Source organism: Azospirillum lipoferum 4B (assembly GCF_000283655.1).
In the GTDB taxonomy this organism is placed as follows: domain Bacteria; phylum Pseudomonadota; class Alphaproteobacteria; order Azospirillales; family Azospirillaceae; genus Azospirillum; species Azospirillum lipoferum_C.
The window spans coordinates 1,475,758-1,496,844 of sequence record NC_016622.1; the positions used below are offsets into that span (position 1 = coordinate 1,475,758).

Below are 21,087 nucleotides of genomic sequence, written 5' to 3' on the forward strand. Positions count from 1 at the left end.
CGATCGGACGGTCCGGTCTGCAGGAGATACGAGATGGTTTCGCTTTTGAAGGTCGTCGACCGCCTGCTCGGCAATATGCGCGTCATGCGGAAGCTGGCGCTCGCCCTGTCCATTCCGATGGCCGGCGTGGTCGTGACATCGTCGCTGCTGGTGTGGGACCAGTGGCAGGCGAGCCGCCGCGCCGAGGATCTGGCGTCGGTCACCCGATTGTCGGTCGGCATGACGAGCCTCGTGCACGAGCTGCAGAAGGAGCGCGGCTCGTCATCGGTGTTTCTCAGCGGCAAGCTTGACGAGGACCGCCGGCGGATGGAAACGGTGCGGACGGCGTCGGACGGCAAGCTGGCCGAGCTGATGCCGCAATTCGCCGATGCACGCATCCGCGATCCCCATGTGGCTGCGGCGATTGCCAGCGCCCGCGACGCATTGTCGCAGCTGCCGGGCCTGCGCAGCGGCGTGAACGCCATGAGCCAGTCGCCCTTGGAGACGGTGGCGAGCTACACGGTCATGATCCGCAAGCTGCTGGACGCCGCCGGCCAAGCCCGCACGATGTCCGACGACAGCGACCAGCTGCGCGCCGCCGATGCCATGGTTTCCCTGTCGGAGGCGAAGGAGCGGCTGGGGCAGCAGCGTGCGGTCGGCGGCGCCGCCTTCCGCAAGGACCGGTTCCCGGCGGACGCGCATCAACGCTTCATCGAGCTGAACGGCGAATACAAGGCGCTGATGTCCGGCCTGAAGGCCAAGATGACGGCCGACGAAGCGGCCTTCTTCGACCGGACCGTCTCCGGCGGCGTCGTGGAGGAGGTGGAGCGGATGCGCCGGATCGGCGTCGCCTCCGCCTATGGCGCCGGTAACCAGGGGGTGGATGCCGGCAAGTGGTTCGACGCCATCACCGTCACCATCGATATGCTGCGCACCGTCGAAACACGGGTGGCCGACGACCTGATCGCGCTGGCGAGCCGCGACGTGCGGGAGTCGATGGCACGCCTTACCGGCGTGATCGCCGGGGTGGCCGTTCTGCTGGTGGCGATGACGCTGGCCGCCGTGCTGGTCGCCCGAAACATCACCCGTCCGATTGGCCGCCTGAACACGGACATGGCGCGGATGGAAGCGGGCGAGCGCGAGCTGACCGTCGCCGGGGCCGAACGCGCCGACGAGTTGGGTGCCATGGCCCGCCGCCTGGACCAGTTCCGCCTGAGCCTTGCCGAAGCCGACCGGCTCGCCGCCCAGCAGCAGCGGCAGCAGGAGGACCGCCTGCGCGAGGCCGAGCGGCTGGAGAGGCTGGTGGCGGAGTTCGACCGCCACATCGAATCCGTAGCCGAACGGCTGGCCGGCGCGGCCTCCGGCCTGCGTGGCAACGCCGAGCAGATGAGCCGCATCGCCTCCGTCACCGAAGAGCATGTGCTGTCGGTCGCCCGCGCATCGGAAGGCGCGTCCAGCAACGTCCAGGCGGTGGCCGCCGCAACGGAGGAACTGACCGCCTCCATCGCCGAGATCGGGCGCCAGATGGCGGGCTCCACCGAAATGGCGGAACGCGCCGTCACCGATGTGCGCCACACCGCGGGCGTGATCGCCGATCTCAGCGACGCCGCGCAGCAGGTTGGCGAGATCGTGCGGATGATCACCGACATCGCCAGCCAGACCAACCTTCTCGCCCTCAACGCAACCATCGAGGCGGCACGGGCCGGCGAGGCCGGCAAGGGCTTCGCCGTGGTGGCGAGCGAGGTGAAGCAGCTGGCCAGTCAGACGGCCAAGGCGACCGACGACATCACCGCCAAGGTCGCCGAAATCCAGTCCGCCACCGGCCAGACCGTGCAGGCCATCGGCGACATCGGCACCGTCGTCACCCGCATCGAGGAGAACATCTCCGCCGTCGCCGCCGCGGTGGAGGAACAGAATGCCGCAACTGCCGAAATCGGCCGCAACGTCCGGCAGGCGGCCGACGGCACCGATCAGGTCTCCCACAACGCCGCCCTGGTCAGCACCGAGGCCAGCCGCGCCGGAAGCATGGCGAAGGAGGTGCTGTCGATGGCCGACGCCCTCAAGCAGAACGCCGACAGCCTGCGCAGCGACGTGACGGATTTCATCGGGCAGATCAGGGCGGGGTAATGGGATGGGGAGGGCGTCCCCGCTGTTCTCCCCGGGGTGAGGCGTGTATCCTGACGATGCCCTGCCGCGCTCCCGTCCCGCCCCGCGTCCGCCCCGGAGGCTCCTGCGATGCCCGTTTCCCGAATGCCGCCGGAACACCCCCGGCAGGTGACGACCACCATCCTGGCAGAAGAGCTGCCGCGGGCGATCGCCGCCGCGCTGCCCTTCCGCCCGCAGGCGGGGACGCGCTTCCGCGTGACGGTGGAGCCCGTCGAGGAAAGCGAGGACGAGCGCGTTCAGGCGTTGCGGGACGACATCGCGGTTGGCATGGACGATGCCGAGGCCGGCCGGACCATCGACGGCGAGCAGGTGTTCGAGCGTCTGATCGCGAAATACGCCGGGGCGAAACACCCGGGTCGGGACTGACCGCCCGGCATGGCGAGGCTCGAACTCACGGCGGCAGCGGAAGCCGACCTGGAGCAAATCGGCGATTACATCGCACACGAGAATCCACTCGCCGCCGTTCGTCTGGTGTTGGATATCCGGGAACATTGCCGGAAGATTGCCAAGGTTCCCGGCATCGGCCGCCCACGACCTGATCTCGGCACCTGTCTGCGCAGCCTGGCCTTGCCGCCATACGTCATCGTCTACTGCCACACCGAACCGGATCGGGTGGTTGTGATCCGGATCATTCACGGCGCTCGTGACCTGTCCCGGCTGATCCAGGAATAGGACAGCCTCACCCCCGCCCCATCTCCGTCGCCTTGGCGTATTTCCGCTTCGCCACCTCCAGCGAGGCCAGCAGTTGCTGTCCGGTCGCGCCGCCGTCGCCGCTGACGCGGCCGGTCATCACCGCCTTGATCGCGTCCACATGGGCCTTGAAAAGCAGGTGCTCGTTGGCGGTCACCGCGGTGAGGCCGCCGCAGGTGGCCTCGTAGAGCGACTTGGCGATGTGGGTGATCAGCGGATAGCCGAAGATACCGCCCTGCCCGCGCATCTCGTGGGCGGAGCGGTTGACCTGGGCCAGCAGGCCGGACACGGCGTCCGGTTCGCGCGGTAGACGGTCGACGCGGCGGCCCATCTCCTCCACCTCGGCCCCGATCCAGACGGCATAGTCGCCGGCCCGGTTGAGGATTTCCTCCTCCGCGGCGGCCAGCACCTCCGGCGGCAGGGTGGGAACCGGGTCGCGTGGGGCGAGGCCGACCTTGGCGCCCAGCCGGTTGGGCAGGTCGAAATAGATCACCGGGAAGCGGTCGATCCCACGTGCCTTCGACGCGCTGTGCACCACCAGGATTTCCGACGGCGCGGTCGTCCGGCAATCCATGGCGACCGGCTTGTCAGTGCGGCGGCGGTCCGGGCCGAAATAGCCCTTGGCGAGAACGAAGCGGCGCGGCCGGGCGATGGCGAACAGCAGCCGGCTGGCGATGGTATGCGCCGAAAAGGGCTTGGCGATGAAGTCGGTGGCGCCGAGATCCCGCGCCTGCTCCACATACTGGCGGTCGGCGGCGCCCGACAGCATCAGGACCGGCAGGAACTTGTCCGGGCTCTTCGGGCTGTAGCGGATCCAGCGCAGCAGCATCAGCCCGTTCACCTCGGGCATCACCAGATCGGACAGGATCAGGTCGACCGGGGCGGTCCCCGGCGGCAGTGCGGCACGCCGTTCCTCCAGCCAGCGGATGGCGTCGGCACCGCTCGCCACCCCCTCCACCCGGCCGATGCCGATGGTGCGCAGGGTGGCGGTCAGAACCGCGCGGATGAAGCCGCTGTCCTCCACCACCAGGACGGACAGAAGATCGAGCTTCGGCTGGGTCATCGCCATCTGATTGGCGCCATCTGTTTGGTAGAACGGGCCATATCCCCGCATTCAATACGCCCGGTTCTGGCACAGCCAGTCAGCTTTGGCGAGAGACAAGCCGTACGAGACAGGAGGCGCCGCCGCGGTTACCCTCCGCCCGGCAAACAGACGCACCAACCAACAACGAGAGGAATCGCCCGATGCCGCAGCCCGATCACGTCATGGCCCTTCCCCTGCCGGAAAAGCCGGAGCTCGACCCCGACATGCAGGCGCTGTTCGACAAATGCGTGGAAAAGCTGGGCTTCGTCCCCAACGTGCTCCAGGCCTACAGCCTGCGACCGAAGAAGCTGCGCAATTTCGCCGTGGTCTACAACGAGCTGATGCTGGGTGAGAGCGGCCTCAGCAAGCTGGAGCGCGAGATGATCGCCGTCGTCGTGTCTTCGGCCAACCACTGCTATTACTGCCTCGTCGCCCATGGGCAGGCGGTGCGCAAGCTGTCGGGCGACCCGGAACTGGGGGAGATGCTGGTCGCGAACTATCGCGTCGCCCCGCTGGAACCGCGCCGGCGCGCCATGCTCGACTTCGCCTGGAAGCTGACGAAGGAGCCGATGTCGGTGGGCGAGCCTGACCGCGAGGCCCTGCGCGCCGTCGGTTTCAGCGCGGAGGACATCTTCGACATTGCCGATACGGTCGGCTTCTACAACATGTCCAACCGTCTCGCGACCGCGGTGGACATGATCCCCAACCGCGAGTACCACAGCCAGGATCGTTAACGCTGATTCTTCAGCGCCGGTCGTCCGGCACCACCGAGGCCACACAGGGTTGGAATCATGAGGATCGTCCGCTTCTTCGTGCGACTGTTCGCCGTCATCGGCTTCCTGCTGGTGGCCGGGGCGGTGGCGGTGGTGGTGCTGGCCGTCCGCCACGAACCCGCCCTGCCCGACGCGGTGGTGCTGGAACTCGACCTGACCAAGCCGCTGGCCGAGAGCGAAAGCGGCAGGATCGGCAGCTTCTTCGAACACCAGACGACCCTGCGCGAGGTTCTGGACGCGCTGGACGGCGGCCGGCGCGACCCCAAGGTGAAGGGCGTGCTGGCCCGCTTCAGCGACGACAGCATCGGCTTCGCCCAGACGCAGGAGCTGCGGGCGGCCATCGAGCGCTTCCGCGCCTCCGGCCGCTTCGCCGTCGCCTTCGCCGAGGAGTATGGCGGGGGCGGGCCGGGCAACCGCTCCTACCTGCTGGCCAGCGCCTTCGACGAGGTGTGGCTGCAGCCGCTGGGCACGCTGGGCATCACCGGCCTGTCGGTGGAACTGCCCTTCGCCCGCGACGCCTTCGACCAGATGGGCGTGCAGCCGCAATTCGCCCAGCGTGAGGAATACAAGAGCTTCGCCGACACCTTCACCAAGTCCGGCATGACCCCGGCCAACCGCGAGATGATGGAGGCGCTGGTCGCCGACCTCACCAACCAGCTGGTCGAGGGCATCGCCAGCAGCCGGCGCCTCGCCCCCGCCGCAGTGCGGGCCGCCATGGACAATGCCCCGCTGCTGAGCCGCGAGGCGCTGGACCGGAAGCTGGTCGACCGGCTCGGCTATGCCGACGAGGCCCGCGACGAGGCGTTGAAGCGTGCCGGTGCCGGGGCGGAGCTGGTGGAGCCGTTCGATTACCTGTCGGTGGCCGGCGGTCCCCACGATGCCGGCCCGACCATTGCGCTGATCCACGCCGTCGGCACCATCACCGGCGGCAAGAGCGAAAAGCCGGCGCTGGGCGAGGTCGCAGCCGGGTCGGAGACCATCGTCGAAGCCATCGAGGAGGCGGCCGACGATCCGGAGGTGCGCGCCATCCTGTTCCGCATCGACAGCGGCGGCGGCTCCGTCTCCGCGTCGGAGGCGATCCGGCGGGCGCTGGTCAAGGCGCGCCAGAACGGCAAGCCGGTGATCGCCAGCATGGGCGACGCCGCCGCGTCGGGTGGCTATTGGATTGCGCTGGCGGCCGACCGCATCGTCGCATCGCCCGCCACCGTCACCGGCTCCATCGGCGTCGTCGCCGGCAAGTTCGGCGTTGCCAGCCTGTCCGACAAGCTGGGCGTCCATTGGGACCGCGTGCAGAGCGCCCGCAATGCAGGCATGTGGTCGCCCGTGCGCCCCTTCGACGACGGCGGGACAGAGCGGCTGAACGCCATCCTCGACGACACCTATGCCAACTTCCTGCAACGGGTCGCCGAATCCCGCCGGATGTCGCCGGATCAGGCGCGCAACGTCGCCAAGGGGCGGGTGTGGACCGGCGCGCAGGCCCGCGAGCTCGGCCTCGTCGACGAGCTGGGCGGGCAGGACCAGGCGCTGACCCTGGCCCGCACCGCCGCCGGCCTGTCCCCGGATGCCGCGGTGACGCTGACCCCCTTCCCACCGCCCAAATCCGTCACCGACCAGCTGATGGAGCTGATGTCCGGCCGCGGCGAACTGGTCGGCGCCCTGGCCGCGGTGGCGGAGCTGCGCCCCCTGCTGGCCCAGCTGCGCCCGCTGGTCGCCGCCGTCCAGGGCGACGGCGTGCAGGCCCGCATGCCGGCGATGACGCTGGAGCGCTGAGGACAAAGCCGTGCCAACCGGCGGGGCCCGCTTCAAATCCGCGGGGTCCCGTGCTACATCCTCGCCGCTATGCTGCACATCAATGACCTGACCTTCCGCTTCGGCGGCCGAGTGTTGTTCGACCACGCCACCGCGGTCGTGCCCAAGGGGCACCGCGTTGCGCTGGTCGGCCGCAACGGCACCGGCAAATCAACCCTGCTGAAGCTGATCTCGGGCCAGCTGCAGACCGATGCCGGCGCGGTCACGCTGCCGGCCGGCATGCGGATGGGCATGGTGGCGCAGGAGGCCCCCAGCGGCCCGACCACCCTGATCGACGCCGTGCTGGCCGCCGACACCGAACGCACCGCCCTGCTGGCGGAGGCGGAAACGGCGACCGATCCGATGCGCATCGGCGAAATCCATGCCCGTCTCGCCGACATCGAGGCGCATTCCGCCCCGTCGCGGGCGGCGCAGGTCCTCTCTGGCCTGGGCTTCGACGCCGAGGCGCAGCAACGGCCCTGCTCCGACTTCTCCGGCGGCTGGCGCATGCGCGTGGCGCTGGCCGGCGTGCTGTTCTCCCGCCCCGACCTGCTGCTGCTGGACGAGCCGACCAACCACCTCGACCTCGAGGCCACCATCTGGCTCGAGGGCTATCTGAAGAACTACCCGCACACCATCCTGCTGGTCAGCCACGACCGCGAGCTGTTGAACGCGGTGCCCACCACCACGATCCACATCGACCAGGGCAAGCTCGTCACCTACAGCGGCAATTACGATCAGTTCCTGACGCAGCGCCGCGCCAACCAGGAACGCCTCGCCTCCATGGCCGCCAAGCAGGAGGCGCGGCGCAAGCACATGATGTCCTATGTCGACCGCTTCCGCTTCAAGGCCAGCAAGGCCCGTCAGGCACAGAGCCGCCTGAAGCTGCTGGAGAGGATGGAGTCGATCACGCTGATGGAGGACGATCCCGAGGTCGTCTTCAACTTCCCGCCGCCGGACGAGCTGGCGCCGCCGCTGATCGCGCTGGAGGGGGTCAGCATCGGCTATGGCGACAAGGTGATCCTGCGCCGCGTCAACCTGCGCATCGACATGGAGGACCGCATCGGCCTTCTGGGCGCCAACGGCAACGGCAAGTCGACGCTGGTCAAGCTGCTGGCCAACCGGCTGCAGCCGATGGCCGGCGAGATGCGGCGGTCGTCCAAGCTGCGCATCGGCTATTTCGCCCAGCATCAGGCCGAGGAGCTGGACCTGTCGCTGACGCCGATCCAGCAGACCCAGCGCATCATGCCGCTGGCGCTGGAGGAGAAGGTCCGCGCCCATCTGGGCCGCTTCGGCTTCCCGCAGGCCAAGGCGGAGACCAAGATCGCCAGCCTGTCGGGCGGCGAGAAGGCGCGGCTGCTGCTGGCACTGATGAGCCGGGAAGTTCCGCACATCCTGATGCTGGACGAACCGACCAACCATCTGGACATCGACAGCCGCGAAGCCCTGATCGAGGCGATCAACGATTTCCCCGGCGCCGTCATCATCATCAGCCACGACCCGCACCTGATCGAGATGACCGTCGACCGGCTGCTGCTGGTTGCCGACGGCACGGTGCAGAGCTATGACGGCGACCTGGACGATTACCGCCGCTACCTGCTGGACCGCGCCAAGGCGGAACGTGCGGTGGCGAAGGGCGGCCCGGACCGCGACGCCGGCCCGAACAAGAAGGACCAGCGCCGCGCCGCCGCCGAGGCGCGCACCGCGCTCGCCCCGCTGAAGCGCAAGGCGACCGATGCGGAGGCGCTGGTGAACAAGCTGAGCGAGGAAAAGCGCAAGATCGAGGTAAAGATGGCCGACCCCGCCCTCTACACCGGCCCGTCGGACAAGCTGACCAAGCTCCAGATCGATCTCGGCACGGTGGAGAAGAAGCTGGCGACCGCCGAGGAAAGCTGGCTGGAGGCGCTCGAAGCCTACGAGAGCGCCGCGGCGGAGGCCGGCGTTTGAACGCCCGCCCGCACATCGACGACGCCGGCAGCGGCGCGTTCGACAGCGAGGCGCTGGACCGCGACGCGCAGCCGGACGGCGCCATCGCCCTGCCGGCGGTCTCCGCCGAGGTGGAGGAGGAACGCACCTCCGACGTGCTGGCCCGCTTCCGCGCCAACCTGCCTGCCGGCCGGGTCACGTTGGGCGACCTGATCCGGGCGCTGGGCGACCGGTCGCTCGGCACCATCCTGCTGGCCCTGTCGCTGCCCACCATCGCGCCGGTGCCGCTGGGCGTGTCCTGCCTGTTCGACCTGCCGATCCTGCTCTATACCGCCCAGCTCGCCTTCGGCCGGCGCGGGGCGGGGTTGCCGGATTGGCTTCTGCGCCGCTCCATCGGCACCGGGCTGGCCGCCCGCACGCTGGATGCCGCCATGCCGCGGCTGGTGTGGATCGAACGGATGCTGAAGCCGCGGCTTCACCGCCTTGCCCGCATCGACCAGGAGCGCTGGTTCGGGATGCTGCTGTTCATCCTGACACTGACCTGCATCATCCCGTTGCCGCTGACTGGCTGGCTGCCGGGCTTCGCGCTGGTGCTGATCTCGCTGGGGCTGATCGAGCGCGACGGCGGCGCCATCGGTGTCGGGCTGGGGCTGACCTTGGCGGCGCTGGTGTTTTTGACGCTGGTGGCGAGCAGCCTGTCATACGCAGGTCACCAACTTCTGGCAGCAACGCTGTAGCAAGGCGGTCGCCGAGGGCCGTCCCGACACAGGGAGGCTCCGATGACCGAGACGGCACCCGCCGCGCTTACCGAATCCTGGCTGTTCTTCCGCCGCTGGCTGGCCGATCCCTGGGCGATGGGGTCCATCGCCCCATCCTCCCGATCCCTGCGCCGCCGCATCACCCGCGAGATCCGCTGCGATGCGAACGAGGTGGTGGTGGAGTTCGGCGGCGGTACCGGTCCCGTCACCGCCGCGATCCTCGAGTCCGGCATTCCGGCAGACCGCCTGTTCAGCTTCGAGCTCGACCAGGATCTCGCCCGTCATCTGCGGCAGCGCTGCCCCGCCGTGACCGTGCTCGCCGAGGATTGCCGCAAGGCGCCGGAACTGTTGGGCGAGTCGCTGTGCGGCAAGGTGGGCACCGTGGTGATCGGCATCCCGATGATCACCTTCCCGCTCGCCTTCCAGCGCGAAGTGCTGGACGCGACCTTCCGCATCCTGCGGCCGGGCGGCCGTTTCCTCCTCTACAGCTTCATGCCGCATTCACCCCTGGACCGGGCGGCGCTGGGGCTTGAAGGCCGAAGGCTGGCCTTCACCCTGCAGAACCTGCCGCCCGCGTCCGTCTGGGGCTATTGGCGGGCCTGACGGCCCAACACCGGCTTCAGGCCTCGCGCACCGACATATGGACATTGCCGCCGCCCTCGCGGTCCAGCAGGGCGGAGACTTCCCGTTCCTGCTCCGGCGTCGTGACACGCACCCACAGGATGACGCCGCCGGCCTCCAGGGCGCGGGTGAACTCGTCGGGCTTGGGGTGGCTGGTCAACTCGTCCAGATAATCCTTGATCGCCGCCCCGCCGACACCGGCGGCGACCAGGGCGGCCAGCGCCGCTTCGATGGGGCCGCCGACGATGGCGATCAGGCCGGCGGTGGTCAGGGGGAAGGCGTATTTCAGTTCGCCCACCAGACCGGTCAGCGCCTCGTCCCGCGGCCTCCCCTTCGGGTCGGCCGCATCCAACGAGGCATGGCTGGCCAGCACCGACAGGTCGGCGCGGTCAAAACCGGCGGCCAGCAGCGCGTCGACCGCCTGGTTGAAGCCGGCGCGGGTGGAAAAGAGGGCAACGACCTCCCGCACCTCGGCGGGCGCCGCGTCCTGGGTCGTTTGCGTCATGATGGCCGTCTCCCTATTTTCATGGTCGGAGTTCCGTCCGATCGCGCTGGTTCCCCCGCAAGCATCCCAACGGGGCCCTGCCCTATTGTAGCGACCGGCGGCAAGCGCCAGTCAACCGCCATGGGGACGCAGCCGGGGTCGGTCATCCGCGCCCGATTGCCCCGACACCGGCCATCCCGCCTATCCCGCGGCTGCATATCCCGTGATAGGGTGCGCCCCTGAAACAACACCCATCCACCGCCGCATGGTTCCCGTGTCCAACACCGCAGAAATCGTCATCCCGCCCGACGCCACCCCGATGATGGCGCAATATCTGGAGATCAAGCAGGCGCATCCCGATTGCCTGCTGTTCTACCGGATGGGCGACTTCTACGAGATGTTCTTCGAGGATGCGGTGAATGCCGCCGCGGCGCTGGACATCGCGCTGACCAAGCGCGGTCAGCATCTGGGCGAAGACATCCCCATGTGCGGCGTGCCGGTGCACAGCCACGAGAATTACCTGCAGCGCCTGATCCGCCAAGGCTTCCGCGTCGCCATCTGCGAACAGATGGAAGACCCGGCGGAGGCGAAGAAGCGCGGGGCGAAATCGGTGGTGAAGCGCGGCGTCATTCGCATCGTCACCCCCGGCACCCTGACCGAGGACAGCCTGCTCGATTCCCGCTCCTCCAACTGGCTGGCGGCGGTGGCGGAGACCGCCGGCGGGCTGGGGCTGGCCTGGCTGGAGATGTCGACCGGCGAGCTGGTGGTGCAGCCGGTGGAACGGACCGGGCTGGGTGCCGCACTCGGCCGGCTCGACCCGCAGGAAGTGCTGATCTCGGAAAAGCTGTCGCAGACGCCGGAGCTGTTCGAGCTTTGGGGGGAATGGAAGTCGCGGCTGACCGTACAGCCCACCCCGCGTTTCGACAGCGAGAACGGCAAGCAGCGCCTGCTGACCCAATATGGCGTCGGCACGCTGGACGCCTTCGGCCGCTTCACCCGGGCGGAGGTCGCGGCGGCCGGCGCGCTGGTCGGCTATGTCGAGCTGACGCAGAAGGGTCGCGTCCCCCGCCTGTCGCCGCCGCGGCGTGTCGGGCCGGGCGCGGTGATGGAGATCGACGCCTCCACCGCCCGCAACCTGGAACTGACCCGGACGCTGACTGGGGATCGGCGCGGCAGCCTGCTCGCCACCATCGACCGCACGGTGACGGGGGCCGGCGCCCGGCTGCTCTGCGCCCATCTCGCCGCCCCGCTGACCGATCCCGCCGCCATCGGCCGCCGGCTCGACATGGTGGAGTTCGCACTGGCGGAGGAACGGCTGCGCGGCGACCTGCGCCAGTCGCTGCGGAGCTGTCCCGATCTCGAACGCGCGCTGTCGCGCCTGACGCTGGGCCGCGGCGGTCCCCGCGATCTGGCCGCCATCCGCGACGGGCTGCGGCAGGCGGGAGTGATCCGCGAACTGCTGGCGAACGCCATGCCGCTGCCGGACGGGCTGGCGGCGCTCGACAAGCGGCTCGGCGCCCATTCGGAACTGGTCGACCAGCTGACCCAGGCGCTGGCGCCGGAGCTGCCGCTGCTGGCCCGCGACGGCGGCTTCATCGCCCGCGACTACAGCTATGCGCTGGACGAGTTGGTGACGCTGCGCGACGAGAGCCGCCGGCTGATCGCCGGACTGCAGGCCAAATACGCCGAGATCGCCGGGGTGCCGTCGCTGAAGGTCAAGCACAACAACGTGCTGGGCTATCACATCGAGGTCACCGCAGCCCATGCCGACAAGCTGATGTCGGACAAAGGGCGCGAGGTCTTCATGCACCGCCAGACCATGGCGAATGCCGTGCGGTTCGGCACGGTGGAGCTGTCGGATCTGGAACGCCGCATCTCCGAAGCCGCCGACAAGGCGCTGGCGGTCGAGCTGGAGCTGTTCGCCGGACTGGTGGAGTCGGTGGCGGCGAAAGCCGATGCCATCGCCCAGGCCGCCCATGCGCTGGCGGCGCTGGACGTCGCCACCTCGCTGGCCGAACTGGCGGAGGAGCGGCGCTACAGCCGGCCGCTGGTGGACGACAGCCTCGCCTTCGCCATCAAGGGCGGCCGGCATCCGGTGGTGGAGGCGGTGCTGGACGCCGCCCATGGCGGGCCGTTCGTGGCGAATGACTGCGACCTTGCGCCCGACAACCGGCTGTGGCTGCTGACCGGCCCCAACATGGCCGGTAAATCGACCTTCCTGCGCCAGAACGCGCTGATCGCGGTGCTGGCCCAGATGGGCAGCTTCGTTCCGGCGGAGCGGGCGCATATCGGCGTGGTCGACCGGCTCTACAGCCGCGTCGGTGCCGCCGACGACCTCGCCCGCGGACGGTCCACCTTCATGGTGGAGATGGTGGAAACGGCGGCGATCCTGAACCAGTCGGGATCCCGCGCCCTGGTGATCCTGGACGAGATCGGCCGCGGCACCGCGACCTTCGACGGCCTGTCCATCGCCTGGGCCTGCGTCGAGCATCTGCACGACGTCAACCGCTGCCGCGCGCTGTTCGCCACCCACTACCACGAATTGACGATGCTGGCCTCCAAGCTGCCGGCGCTGTCCTGCCACACCATGCGGATCAAGGAATGGCAGGGCGACGTGGTGTTCCTGCACGAGGTGACCGCCGGTGCCGCCGACCGCAGCTATGGCATCCATGTCGCCAAGCTGGCCGGCCTGCCGCCCGCCGTGGTCGGACGGGCGGACGAGGTGCTGAAGCTGCTGGAATCGGGCGACCAGAACGCGACGATCCACCGGCTGGCCGAAGACCTGCCGCTGTTCAGCGCCGCGTTGAAGCGGCCGGCGCCGAAAGCGGAAGTGGTGGCCGAGGCGCCTGCGGGACCGTCGCCGGTCGAGGAAGCCCTGGCGGGAATCGACCCGGACAGTCTGACGCCACGGCAAGCGCTCGACGAGCTGTACCGCCTGCGCGGGCTGCTGCGGCACTGAGCCAAAGCCCCTGCCCCGCTCGCCGGCATCGGACGCCGAATGCAAAAAGCCCCTCCCCCGCTGCTGCGAGGGAGGGGCTTTTTTCGTTACCGCTCGCCGACGATCAGCCGGCCAGCATCTCCAGCGCCTTCTGCAGCTTGTCGCGGGCCTGGTCGGCGGCCTCGCGGCGGTCGCGCTGCTCCTCGATCACCTCTTCCGGAGCCTTGGCGACGAACTGCTCGTTCGACAGCTTGGCGTCGATCTTCTTGATCTCGCCGGTCAGCTTGTCGATCTCCTTGGACAGCCGCGCCTTCTCCTTGTCGAGATCGACGATGCCTTCCAGCGGCAGCACCAAGGTGGTCTCATCCAGCACGGCCTGCACGCTGCTCTTCGGCACGTCGCCCTGCAGCGGCTCGGCGCTGGTCAGGCGGGCCATGCGCAGGATCAGGTCACGGTGGGTGTCCAGCCGTTGCAGGCTGACCGCGTTCGGATCCTTCAGCTTCAGCTCGATCTGCGCGGCCGGCGGGACGTTCATCTCCGACCGCATGGAGCGGACCGAGGTGATCAGCCGCACCACCCAATCCATCTCGTCACGCGCGGCCGGATCGACCATGTCGGCGGCGAACTCCGGCCATTCCGCCGAGATCAGGCGGTTGGCGCGGGCCGGCGACAGCTGCTCCCACAGCTCTTCGGTGATGAAGGGCATCAGCGGATGCAGGATGTGCAGGATCTGGTCGAGCACCCAGGCGGTGGTCGCCCGAGTCTCCGCCTTCGCCGCCTCGTCCGTACCGGCGAGGATCGGCTTGGTGAATTCCATGTACCAGTCACAGAAGGTGCCCCAGGTGAACTGGTAGGCGGCACCGGCGGCCTCGTTGAACTTATAGGCGTCGATCGACTCGGCGACCTTCTTCGCCGCATCGGCCAGAGCGCCGACGATCCAGCGGTTGACCGTCTGGGTCAGGCCGACCGGCTGGTAGCCGGCGACCGGCTCGCAGCCGTTCATCTGGCAATAGCGGGCGGCGTTCCACAGCTTGGTGGCGAAGTTGCGGTAGCCCTCGACCCGGTTCACCGCCAGCTTGATGTCGCGGCCCTGCGCGGCCATCGCCGACAGGGTGAAGCGCAGCGCGTCGGTGCCGTACTGGTCGATGATCTCCAGCGGGTCGATGACGTTGCCCTTCGACTTCGACATCTTCTGCCCCTTCTCGTCACGGACGAGGGCATGGATGTAGACGGTGCGGAAGGGCACATCCTTCATGAAGTGCAGGCCCATCATCATCATCCGGGCGACCCAGAAGAAGATGATGTCGAAGCCTGTCACCAGCACGTCGGTCGGGTAATAGCGGTCCAGTTCCGGCGTCTGGTCAGGCCAACCGAGCGTCGAGAAGGGCCACAGCGCCGACGAGAACCAAGTATCCAGCACGTCGGCGTCGCGCGTCAGCTCGACGTCCTTGCCGTAATGCCTGGTTGCGGCGGCGCGCGCCTCCTCCTCCGTCTCCTCGACAAAGAAGGTGCCGTCCGGGCCGTACCAGGCCGGAATCTGATGGCCCCACCAGATCTGGCGGCTGATGCACCAGGGCTGGATGTTGCGCATCCATTCGAAATAGGTGTTCTCCCACTGCTTGGGCACAAACACGGTCTTGCCGGTCTCAACCGCTTCGATGGCCGGCTTGGCCAGCGTCACGGCGTCGACATACCACTGGTCGGTCAGCCACGGCTCGATGGCGACGCCGGAACGGTCGCCGTGCGGGACCATGTGGGTGTGCGGCTCGATCTTCTCCAGAAGCTCCAGCGCTTCCAGTTCGGCGACGATCCGCTTGCGCGCCTCGTAGCGGTCAAGCCCGCGATAGGCCTCGGGAACATTGTCGTTCAGCCGGGCGTCGCGATCCATGATGTTGATCTGCTCGAGCCCGCAACGCTTCCCGACCTCGAAATCGTTGAAGTCGTGGGCCGGCGTGATCTTCACCGCGCCCGACCCGGTCTCCGGATCGGCATACTCGTCGCCGACGATGGGGATCAGGCGGCCGACCAGCGGCAGGCGGACCATCTTGCCGATCAGGTCCTTGTACCGATCATCCTCCGGATGCACCGCGACGCCGGTATCGCCCAGCATGGTTTCCGGCCGCGTGGTGGCAACCACGATGAAGCGGCCCTCCTCCCCGTCGATGGGATAGCGGAAGTGCCAGAGGTTGCCCTTGATCTCCTTCTGCTCGACCTCGAGGTCGGAGATGGCGGTATGCAGCTTAGGGTCCCAATTGACCAGCCGCTTGTCCTTGTAGATCAGGCCCTGGCGGTGCAGTTCGACGAACACCTTGCGGACGGCGCGGCTCAGCCCCTCGTCCATGGTGAAGCGTTCGCGCGGCCAGTCCGGCGAGGCGCCCAGGCGGCGCAGCTGGCGGGTGATGGTGCCGCCCGACTCGGCCTTCCATTCCCAAACCTTGTCGATGAAGGCGTCGCGGCCGAAATCGTGGCGGGTCTTGCCGTCCTTGGCCAGATTGCGCTCCACCACCATCTGGGTGGCGATGCCGGCATGGTCGGTGCCCGGCTGCCACAGGGCGTCGCGGCCGCGCATGCGGTTGTAGCGGGTCAGCACGTCCTGGATGGTGAAGGTCAGCGCATGGCCCATGTGCAGGCTGCCGGTGACGTTCGGCGGCGGCATCATGATGGTGTAGGGCTTGCCGTTCCCCTGCGGCTGGGCGGCGAAGGCGCCCGACTCTTCCCACAGGCGGTAGTGCTTCTCCTCGACCTCGGCGGGCCGGTACGTCTTTTCCAACATCACCACGAACTTTCGCTAGAAACGTCTCAACCAGGGCTCAAAGAGGCGGGGCTCAGGAAAGGCCGGATCAGAACTTCTGCGACCGCCGGATCATCCGGTCGATCTCCTGCTGAACGAGCCGCTCGACCACCGTCGGCAGATTCTCGTCCAGCCACTCCTTCAACAGCGGCTTCAGAAGTTCGCGCACCACCTCCTCCACCGTGCGGATGCCGATGGGCATCGGGCCGATGGACAGGTCGTCGCCCAGCTCGCGCGCCAGATGGGTCAGGTGATGCGAGGCGTCTTCCGCCGTCCGGCGGGAGATCAGCCCGTCATCCACCTCGACCGGCCGGCGGCGCGGACGCGGCGGGGGGGGCGGCTCGTCATCCTCGAACTCGTCGAAGGCCGGCATCGGCCGGCGCGCCGGGCGCGGCGGCGGCATCGGCTCGGGCTCCGGCTCCTCCCAACGGGGCGGAGGCGGCGGCGGGGGCGGAGGAGGCTCCGGGAAGGCCGGTTCGTCGGGCCAGGGATCGGGGTCCGGCTGACCGAAGTCCGGGCGTTCGTCCGGCTCGTCCTCCACCATCTGGGTCAGTTCCAGAACGTCGTCGTCCTCCTCCTCCACCATCGGGGGTGGCGGGGGCGGCGGCGGCGGAGGGGGCGGCGGAGGTGGAGGCGGCGAAGGCGCCTGGGTTTCCGACTTGGCCGGCTCGCCGTCCTCGGAAATGATCCGCCGGATGGAGGCGAGGATCTCCTCCATCGAAGGTTCTTGCTGGCCCTTATCGCTCATCGTGGCAACCCGAGACGTCAATCCGACCCAAACCTAGGGCAGGCCTGACAAAAAAGCCATAATACAAAAACGGCCCGCTTTCGCGGGCCGCTTCGTTCATTCGGTCACCGAAGTTCCGAACCACTTGCCCCGCGTCTTATCGTAATTCGCCTGCGGGTCGTATTTCTCGACCGGCAGATTGAGCCGGTCGGCGGTCAACTGTCCGCTGGCCGACAGAACATTGAAGGCCGCGACCATCTCGTCGTGCTGGGCACGGACCAGGAAGACGCGGGCGTTCAGCAGTTCCTGTTCCTGGTTCAGCACGTCCAGAACGGTGCGCGACCCGACCTGAGCCTCCTGACGGACGCCTTCCAGGGCGATCTGCGCCGCCTTGATCTGCGCCGAGTAGGACTCGATGCTGGCGCGCGCGGTCTGCAGGGCCTGCCAGGCGCTGACCGCCGATTCGGTCACCTGACGGCGGGACTCCTCGATCTGCAGGCGGGCCTGGTTGGCCGTCTGCTTCGCCTCGCGGACCAGCGCTTCGGGCTGGCCGGCCTGATAGAGCGGGATGGTCACCTGTGCGGTGATCTGCGCGCTGTCGGTCCGGTTCAGCTCGACGCCGGACGAGCGGCCCGGATCGTAAGTGCGGGTTCCGCTGGCCGACAGGTTCACCGAGGGCAGCAGGCGGCCATATTGCTGATCCACCGCCTCGCGCTGGGCCGCCTCGGTGTAGGAAGCTGACAGGACGTTCGGATTGTTGGCGCGGGCCAGCTCGACCAGCTCGTCCAGGTTCTTCGGCAGGCGGAAGGCCGGCTTGGGCGCCTTCAGCTCGCCGGGGGCCGACCCCACCAGACGCTCGTAGGTCGCGCGGGAGGCACGAAGCGTGCCCTCGGCCGAGATTTTCGACGCGATGGCGGCCGACAGGCGCGACTCGGACTGGCTGACGTCGGTGCGGGTGTATTCACCGACGCGGAATCGGTCGCGGGCGGCGTCCAGCTGACGGCGCAGCACCTGCTCGTTGTTCATCTGCAGCTGCAGGATGGCCTGGTTCTGGACGATGTCCAGATAGGCCTGGGCGGCGGCGAGCAGCACCGACTGTTCCGACGCGATCAGCGTGGCGCGCTGCGCCTCGACCAGACGTTCGGCGCGGCGCACGGCAGGGGCGACGGTAGCGTCGTAGACCGGCTGAGTCGCGGTGACGCCGAGGGTTTTCGCGTTGGCCTCGGACCCCGTCGAACCGCCGTCGAACTTGGAATCGCCCATCGAGCGCGAGATGCCGGCGGTGACCCGCGCCGTCGGCCGGTAGCCGGACAGCGCCTGGGGCACGCCTTCGTCGACGGCGCGCAGGCGGGCGCGCTGGGCGCCGATCGTCGGGTTGTTCGCATAGGCCTGGGCGAGGGCCTGTTCGAGGGACTGCGCCTGGGCCGTACCACCGCCGGTCACTGCTGTGCCCATGGTGGCGGTCAGGGTCAGGGCCGTCGCCAGCAGCCAGCGGCGCGCAAAACGGCTTCGCACGGTCATGTTCAGTAGACCTTCATGTTCGGGTCGATTCGGCGCGCCCAGGCATCGACGCCGCCATCGAGGTTGATGGCACGGTCGAAGCCCTTGGAACGCAGCCACATGGTGACCTGCGCGCTGCGCCCACCGTGATGGCACACGACGACGACGTCGCGGTCCGTCGGCAGCTCGTCCACCCGTCCGGGAAGCCCGTTCATCGGGATGTGCAGGCTGCCGTCGATGGCGCACAGCGCGAACTCCCACGGTTCGCGCACGTCGAGGACGACCATCTCGTCGCCGGCCTTCCGGCGACGGTCCAGCTCTTCCACCTCGATCTCAAACGGTGCGGCCATGGATGTTCACTTTCGTGCAAGGATGGCGGCGACGGTAGCGCAGAACCGCGCAGAGGTAAACTGCACGGTTCAGTTCAAGACCTCTCCAACCGGCAAAACCGGTCAGAACACGAAAGACGCCTTCTTTTCGAAGCCCGGCAGCGCATGCGGCTTGGCTTCGAACAGGATGCGGCTGGACACGATTCCGGCGGTGCGCTGGAACAGGCGGACCTCCCCGACGCTGCCGCTGCCCTGAACCACCGCGACGAGGCGTCCGCCTTCGGCCAGCTGTTCGGTCAGTGCCGCCGGCACCTCCGGCACGGTACCTTCGACGACGATCACATCGTAAGGGGCGTTTTGGGCGTACCCCTCCGCCAGCGGGCCGGTGACGGCCTTGGCATTGGCGATGCCCTGCCCGGCCAGCGCCGCGGTCGCGGCGGCGGTCAGCCCCTCGTCGCAGTCGAGGCCGATCACCGAGGTGGCCAGACGGCCCAGCACCGCGGTGGAATAGCCGCCGGCCGCACCGACGTCGAGCACCCGGTCGGTCTCCTGCACGGCGACCGCCTGCAGCATGCGGGCGAACACCATCGGCTCCAGCAGGAAGCGGCCCTTGCCGATGGGAAGATCGTCGTCGACATAAGCGACGCCGCGCGCCGACTCAGGTACGAAGGCTTCGCGCGGAAGCTCCGACAGGACATCGACGAGACGATGATCCGTCACCTTGTTGGGGCGGATCTGTCCCTCGACCATGAAATAGCGTGCGGCGGCGAAATCGGTCATGGCGGTCGCTTATTGATGTGTTGTGACGACACCGGCACCAAGCCGAACAGCGGACGGCTTCCTGCCATGGCGGTATATAGCCGCAAAGGCCGGGCGAACACAACGCCACAGGGCTCCCGGCCACGGCTGTGGCGTGGCTTTGCCGGTGACTGGAAAATCGGCCCCGGTAAGAGACCTGGGCCAGGCGCTTCGGACAAGGCTCACGGACCGGTCTGCGCGGGACGTTCGGAGATGTTCAAAAATCGTCACCATTCGCCTTGACCGCTCCGTTCCGTGCCGCTATACCACCGCTCCACACCGAGGGCGCACCGGAAACGGCGCGCCGGTGCCGGTCAGGATGGCGCGGTGGCAGAGTGGTGATGCAGCGGACTGCAAATCCGTGTACGTGGGTTCGATTCCCGCCCGTGCCTCCATACCTGACAGCTTGACGATACAGTCAGAGATAGCGGCCAAAGCCTTAGGCAACGGCCCGACCACAGCCCCGCTCCGGCGGGGCTTTTTGCATTTGTGCCTTGTTTTCGCTGACGAATTGCCCGCCCGCTGCCTTCCGAAAATAAATTCGTTTTCCTGTCGGAATTGGCTTGGCAGGGCGGAATGGTTCGGCTATACACCCGCCACGCCAACAACGGCGGCCGCCGAAAGGCCGGTCACCGATCCCGGTTAGCTCAGTTGGTAGAGCAGCGGACTGTTAATCCGCTTGTCGCTGGTTCGAGTCCAGCACCGGGAGCCAGATTGAAAAGGCCGGATGCCCAGCGCATCCGGCCTTTTCTCTTTTCCGGCTATTGCCGCTTGACTGTGGTGTTTCAGTACCCGAATTCGGTTTAAAGCGGCCGGGCTAGGTCCGACGGCCGTCCGCTCTACTCAGAACTAGACCCAAAAGACGATCCAGACTTGCCGGAAGCGAAATGCCGCGCGATGCCACACGGCGTTACACTCGATAACAATTCCGGACCTAAGTCGTGGGCCGGGCGTCTCCAGACGATGGAGGTTCGCCGTGCTTCTGCCAATCCAGTCCGAACGCTTCCGCACCGCTCCCCCGGCCGACGGTCCCGGCAGTCATCGTTCGCCGGACACCGGCGAACAGCCGGTCCGGACCATCGATTGCGTCACCGCCATCCTGCTGTTCTTCGCAGCGGTGCTGCTGACCCTGCTGGCCTTCAGCGCCGATTGGGACAGGACGGCGACCGACAGCAGGCCGCAGGCCTACGAGAACACGCCGGTCCTGGTCATCCCGCCCCATCCGCGGTAACGCCCGGCCTATTCGACCAGATCGTCGTAGATGGTCCCGTCGGGGTCGGAGGGATCGGCGCCGGCCATGACGGCGACCCGTTTCCACTCCCCGCACCAGTCGGTGGACAGGGTGATGGGGAAATCGCCTTCCGGGCTGCGCGGGGTAACCACCGGCGGATAGCGCCGGCAGGTCCCCTTGGGCCCGCGCTGGCGGAGCCCCTGCCCCTCCCAGAATCGGCAGGTGTAGCAGGTGTCGAGTCGCTTCATCGCGGACCGGTCTCCTTCTCATCGCCGGCCTCATGGCCGGCCGCCCCGCCCGGTTGCCGCGATCCCTCACCTCAGCCGGTGGAGGGCGGCTTTCCCGGCCGGAGCGTGTTGGCGCACTTGGCGTAATACGCCTTGATGTCCGCGTCCAGAACGCTGCGGCGGCGTCCCTCCTCCGACTCGTCCGGCGCGTCGCTCAGGCGCTGGAACTCCTGCACCGCCCGCTCCAGGTCCTGATCGCTGTTGATGGGCATGATAT

The 21,087-nt window shown here is 68.1% G+C and carries 19 protein-coding genes and 2 tRNA genes; 12 read left to right on the forward strand and 9 right to left on the reverse strand.

Going from position 1 to position 21,087, the window contains the following annotated elements; translation table 11 throughout:
* Window positions 1–33 precede the first annotated feature (33 nt).
* The 3 genes from AZOLI_RS06785 to AZOLI_RS06795 all read left to right on the forward strand — a co-directional run bounded on the left by AZOLI_RS06785 (window position 34) and on the right by AZOLI_RS06795 (window position 2,817).
* Window positions 34–2,106 carry a methyl-accepting chemotaxis protein gene (locus AZOLI_RS06785; RefSeq protein WP_014247859.1) on the forward strand — a complete coding sequence of 691 codons (2,073 nt, stop codon included), beginning with the start codon at window positions 34–36 and terminating at the stop codon, window positions 2,104–2,106.
* A 108-nt stretch (window positions 2,107–2,214) separates the two neighbouring features.
* Window positions 2,215–2,511 (forward strand): hypothetical protein, encoded by a 297-nt coding sequence (locus tag AZOLI_RS06790; RefSeq protein ID WP_162488004.1) that lies wholly within the window; start codon window positions 2,215–2,217, stop codon window positions 2,509–2,511.
* 9 nt (window positions 2,512–2,520) lie between these two features.
* A complete protein-coding gene (locus AZOLI_RS06795) occupies window positions 2,521–2,817 on the forward strand; it encodes a type II toxin-antitoxin system RelE/ParE family toxin (RefSeq protein WP_014247861.1) in 297 nt (98 codons plus the stop codon).
* Between the two features lie 7 nt (window positions 2,818–2,824).
* On the opposite strand, the gene AZOLI_RS06800 is transcribed toward AZOLI_RS06795, so the two are convergent.
* A complete protein-coding gene (locus tag AZOLI_RS06800; protein WP_014247862.1) occupies window positions 2,825–3,904 on the reverse strand; it encodes a response regulator in 1,080 nt (359 codons plus the stop codon).
* Window positions 3,905–4,080: 176 nt separating this feature from the next.
* On the opposite strand from AZOLI_RS06800, the gene AZOLI_RS06805 reads away from it, so the two are divergent.
* The 5 genes from AZOLI_RS06805 (at window position 4,081) to AZOLI_RS06825 (ending at window position 9,767) form a co-directional block, all read left to right on the forward strand.
* Window positions 4,081–4,653 (forward strand): peroxidase-related enzyme, encoded by a 573-nt coding sequence (locus AZOLI_RS06805; protein ID WP_014247863.1) that lies wholly within the window; start codon window positions 4,081–4,083, stop codon window positions 4,651–4,653.
* A gap of 57 nt (window positions 4,654–4,710) precedes the next feature.
* Window positions 4,711–6,462, forward strand: a complete 1,752-nt coding sequence (gene sppA / locus AZOLI_RS06810; RefSeq protein ID WP_014247864.1) for a signal peptide peptidase SppA — start codon at window positions 4,711–4,713, stop codon at window positions 6,460–6,462.
* Between the two features lie 69 nt (window positions 6,463–6,531).
* On the forward strand, window positions 6,532–8,427 hold the full coding sequence (locus tag AZOLI_RS06815; protein ID WP_014247865.1) for an ABC-F family ATP-binding cassette domain-containing protein: 1,896 nt from the start codon (window positions 6,532–6,534) through the stop codon (window positions 8,425–8,427).
* Window positions 8,424–9,143 carry an exopolysaccharide biosynthesis protein gene (locus tag AZOLI_RS06820; RefSeq protein WP_014247866.1) on the forward strand — a complete coding sequence of 240 codons (720 nt, stop codon included), beginning with the start codon at window positions 8,424–8,426 and terminating at the stop codon, window positions 9,141–9,143. The genes AZOLI_RS06815 and AZOLI_RS06820 overlap by 4 nt, the downstream gene beginning before the upstream one ends.
* Window positions 9,144–9,185: 42 nt before the next feature.
* On the forward strand, window positions 9,186–9,767 hold the full coding sequence (locus AZOLI_RS06825) for a class I SAM-dependent methyltransferase (protein WP_014247867.1): 582 nt from the start codon (window positions 9,186–9,188) through the stop codon (window positions 9,765–9,767).
* A gap of 16 nt (window positions 9,768–9,783) precedes the next feature.
* Here the strand turns inward: AZOLI_RS06825 and AZOLI_RS06830 are convergent, their stop codons facing one another.
* Entirely contained in the window at window positions 9,784–10,290 is a 507-nt protein-coding gene (locus AZOLI_RS06830) for a hypothetical protein (RefSeq protein WP_014247868.1), read from the reverse strand.
* A 244-nt stretch (window positions 10,291–10,534) separates the two neighbouring features.
* Here AZOLI_RS06830 and mutS point away from each other — a divergent pair, with 244 nt between their 5' ends.
* Complete coding sequence (gene mutS, locus AZOLI_RS06835) at window positions 10,535–13,228, forward strand: DNA mismatch repair protein MutS (protein ID WP_014247869.1); 2,694 nt, start codon at window positions 10,535–10,537, stop codon at window positions 13,226–13,228.
* 103 nt (window positions 13,229–13,331) lie between these two features.
* Here the strand turns inward: mutS and AZOLI_RS06840 are convergent, their stop codons facing one another.
* The 5 genes from AZOLI_RS06840 to AZOLI_RS06860 all read right to left on the reverse strand — a co-directional run bounded on the left by AZOLI_RS06840 (window position 13,332) and on the right by AZOLI_RS06860 (window position 19,334).
* Window positions 13,332–15,980, reverse strand: coding sequence for a valine--tRNA ligase (locus AZOLI_RS06840; protein ID WP_014247870.1), 2,649 nt, complete (start codon window positions 15,978–15,980; stop codon window positions 13,332–13,334).
* A 67-nt stretch (window positions 15,981–16,047) separates the two neighbouring features.
* Window positions 16,048–16,746 (reverse strand): DUF2497 domain-containing protein, encoded by a 699-nt coding sequence (locus AZOLI_RS06845; RefSeq protein ID WP_048816479.1) that lies wholly within the window; start codon window positions 16,744–16,746, stop codon window positions 16,048–16,050.
* A 96-nt stretch (window positions 16,747–16,842) separates the two neighbouring features.
* Entirely contained in the window at window positions 16,843–18,246 is a 1,404-nt protein-coding gene (locus AZOLI_RS06850) for a TolC family outer membrane protein (protein WP_014247872.1), read from the reverse strand.
* A gap of 2 nt (window positions 18,247–18,248) precedes the next feature.
* Complete coding sequence (locus AZOLI_RS06855; RefSeq protein ID WP_014247873.1) at window positions 18,249–18,575, reverse strand: rhodanese-like domain-containing protein; 327 nt, start codon at window positions 18,573–18,575, stop codon at window positions 18,249–18,251.
* A gap of 102 nt (window positions 18,576–18,677) precedes the next feature.
* Window positions 18,678–19,334, reverse strand: coding sequence for a protein-L-isoaspartate O-methyltransferase family protein (locus AZOLI_RS06860; protein ID WP_014247874.1), 657 nt, complete (start codon window positions 19,332–19,334; stop codon window positions 18,678–18,680).
* 339 nt (window positions 19,335–19,673) lie between these two features.
* Between AZOLI_RS06860 and AZOLI_RS06865 the strand changes: the two genes are divergently transcribed.
* The 3 genes from AZOLI_RS06865 (at window position 19,674) to AZOLI_RS06875 (ending at window position 20,583) form a co-directional block, all read left to right on the forward strand.
* Window positions 19,674–19,747, forward strand: a tRNA-Cys gene (locus AZOLI_RS06865).
* Between the two features lie 241 nt (window positions 19,748–19,988).
* Window positions 19,989–20,064: transfer RNA gene (locus tag AZOLI_RS06870), tRNA-Asn, on the forward strand.
* Between the two features lie 264 nt (window positions 20,065–20,328).
* A complete protein-coding gene (locus AZOLI_RS06875) occupies window positions 20,329–20,583 on the forward strand; it encodes a hypothetical protein (RefSeq protein WP_014247876.1) in 255 nt (84 codons plus the stop codon).
* Window positions 20,584–20,591: 8 nt separating this feature from the next.
* Here AZOLI_RS06875 and AZOLI_RS06880 read toward each other — a convergent pair whose 3' ends face one another.
* Complete coding sequence (locus AZOLI_RS06880; RefSeq protein WP_014247877.1) at window positions 20,592–20,831, reverse strand: hypothetical protein; 240 nt, start codon at window positions 20,829–20,831, stop codon at window positions 20,592–20,594.
* Between the two features lie 71 nt (window positions 20,832–20,902).
* Window positions 20,903–21,082: a hypothetical protein gene (locus tag AZOLI_RS06885; protein ID WP_014247878.1), complete on the reverse strand. Its 180-nt coding sequence runs from the start codon at window positions 21,080–21,082 to the stop codon at window positions 20,903–20,905.
* Window positions 21,083–21,087 lie beyond the last annotated feature (5 nt).

Excerpts from the sequence above, each read along its gene's own strand:
- AZOLI_RS06785 (WP_014247859.1), top strand. The coding sequence starts at position 34 with ATGGTTTCGCTTTTGAAGGTCGTCGACCGCCTGCTCGGCAATATGCGC.
- AZOLI_RS06790 (WP_162488004.1), top strand. The coding sequence starts at position 2,215 with ATGCCCGTTTCCCGAATGCCGCCGGAACACCCCCGGCAGGTGACGACC.
- AZOLI_RS06795 (WP_014247861.1), top strand. The coding sequence starts at position 2,521 with ATGGCGAGGCTCGAACTCACGGCGGCAGCGGAAGCCGACCTGGAGCAA.
- AZOLI_RS06800 (WP_014247862.1), bottom strand. The coding sequence starts at position 3,904 with ATGGCGATGACCCAGCCGAAGCTCGATCTTCTGTCCGTCCTGGTGGTG.
- AZOLI_RS06805 (WP_014247863.1), top strand. The coding sequence starts at position 4,081 with ATGCCGCAGCCCGATCACGTCATGGCCCTTCCCCTGCCGGAAAAGCCG.
- sppA (WP_014247864.1), top strand. The coding sequence starts at position 4,711 with ATGAGGATCGTCCGCTTCTTCGTGCGACTGTTCGCCGTCATCGGCTTC.
- AZOLI_RS06815 (WP_014247865.1), top strand. The coding sequence starts at position 6,532 with ATGCTGCACATCAATGACCTGACCTTCCGCTTCGGCGGCCGAGTGTTG.
- AZOLI_RS06825 (WP_014247867.1), top strand. The coding sequence starts at position 9,186 with ATGACCGAGACGGCACCCGCCGCGCTTACCGAATCCTGGCTGTTCTTC.
- AZOLI_RS06830 (WP_014247868.1), bottom strand. The coding sequence starts at position 10,290 with ATGACGCAAACGACCCAGGACGCGGCGCCCGCCGAGGTGCGGGAGGTC.
- mutS (WP_014247869.1), top strand. The coding sequence starts at position 10,535 with ATGGTTCCCGTGTCCAACACCGCAGAAATCGTCATCCCGCCCGACGCC.
- AZOLI_RS06840 (WP_014247870.1), bottom strand. The coding sequence starts at position 15,980 with ATGTTGGAAAAGACGTACCGGCCCGCCGAGGTCGAGGAGAAGCACTAC.
- AZOLI_RS06845 (WP_048816479.1), bottom strand. The coding sequence starts at position 16,746 with ATGAGCGATAAGGGCCAGCAAGAACCTTCGATGGAGGAGATCCTCGCC.
- AZOLI_RS06850 (WP_014247872.1), bottom strand. The coding sequence starts at position 18,246 with ATGACCGTGCGAAGCCGTTTTGCGCGCCGCTGGCTGCTGGCGACGGCC.
- AZOLI_RS06855 (WP_014247873.1), bottom strand. The coding sequence starts at position 18,575 with ATGGCCGCACCGTTTGAGATCGAGGTGGAAGAGCTGGACCGTCGCCGG.
- AZOLI_RS06860 (WP_014247874.1), bottom strand. The coding sequence starts at position 19,334 with ATGACCGATTTCGCCGCCGCACGCTATTTCATGGTCGAGGGACAGATC.
- AZOLI_RS06880 (WP_014247877.1), bottom strand. The coding sequence starts at position 20,831 with ATGAAGCGACTCGACACCTGCTACACCTGCCGATTCTGGGAGGGGCAG.
- AZOLI_RS06885 (WP_014247878.1), bottom strand. The coding sequence starts at position 21,082 with ATGCCCATCAACAGCGATCAGGACCTGGAGCGGGCGGTGCAGGAGTTC.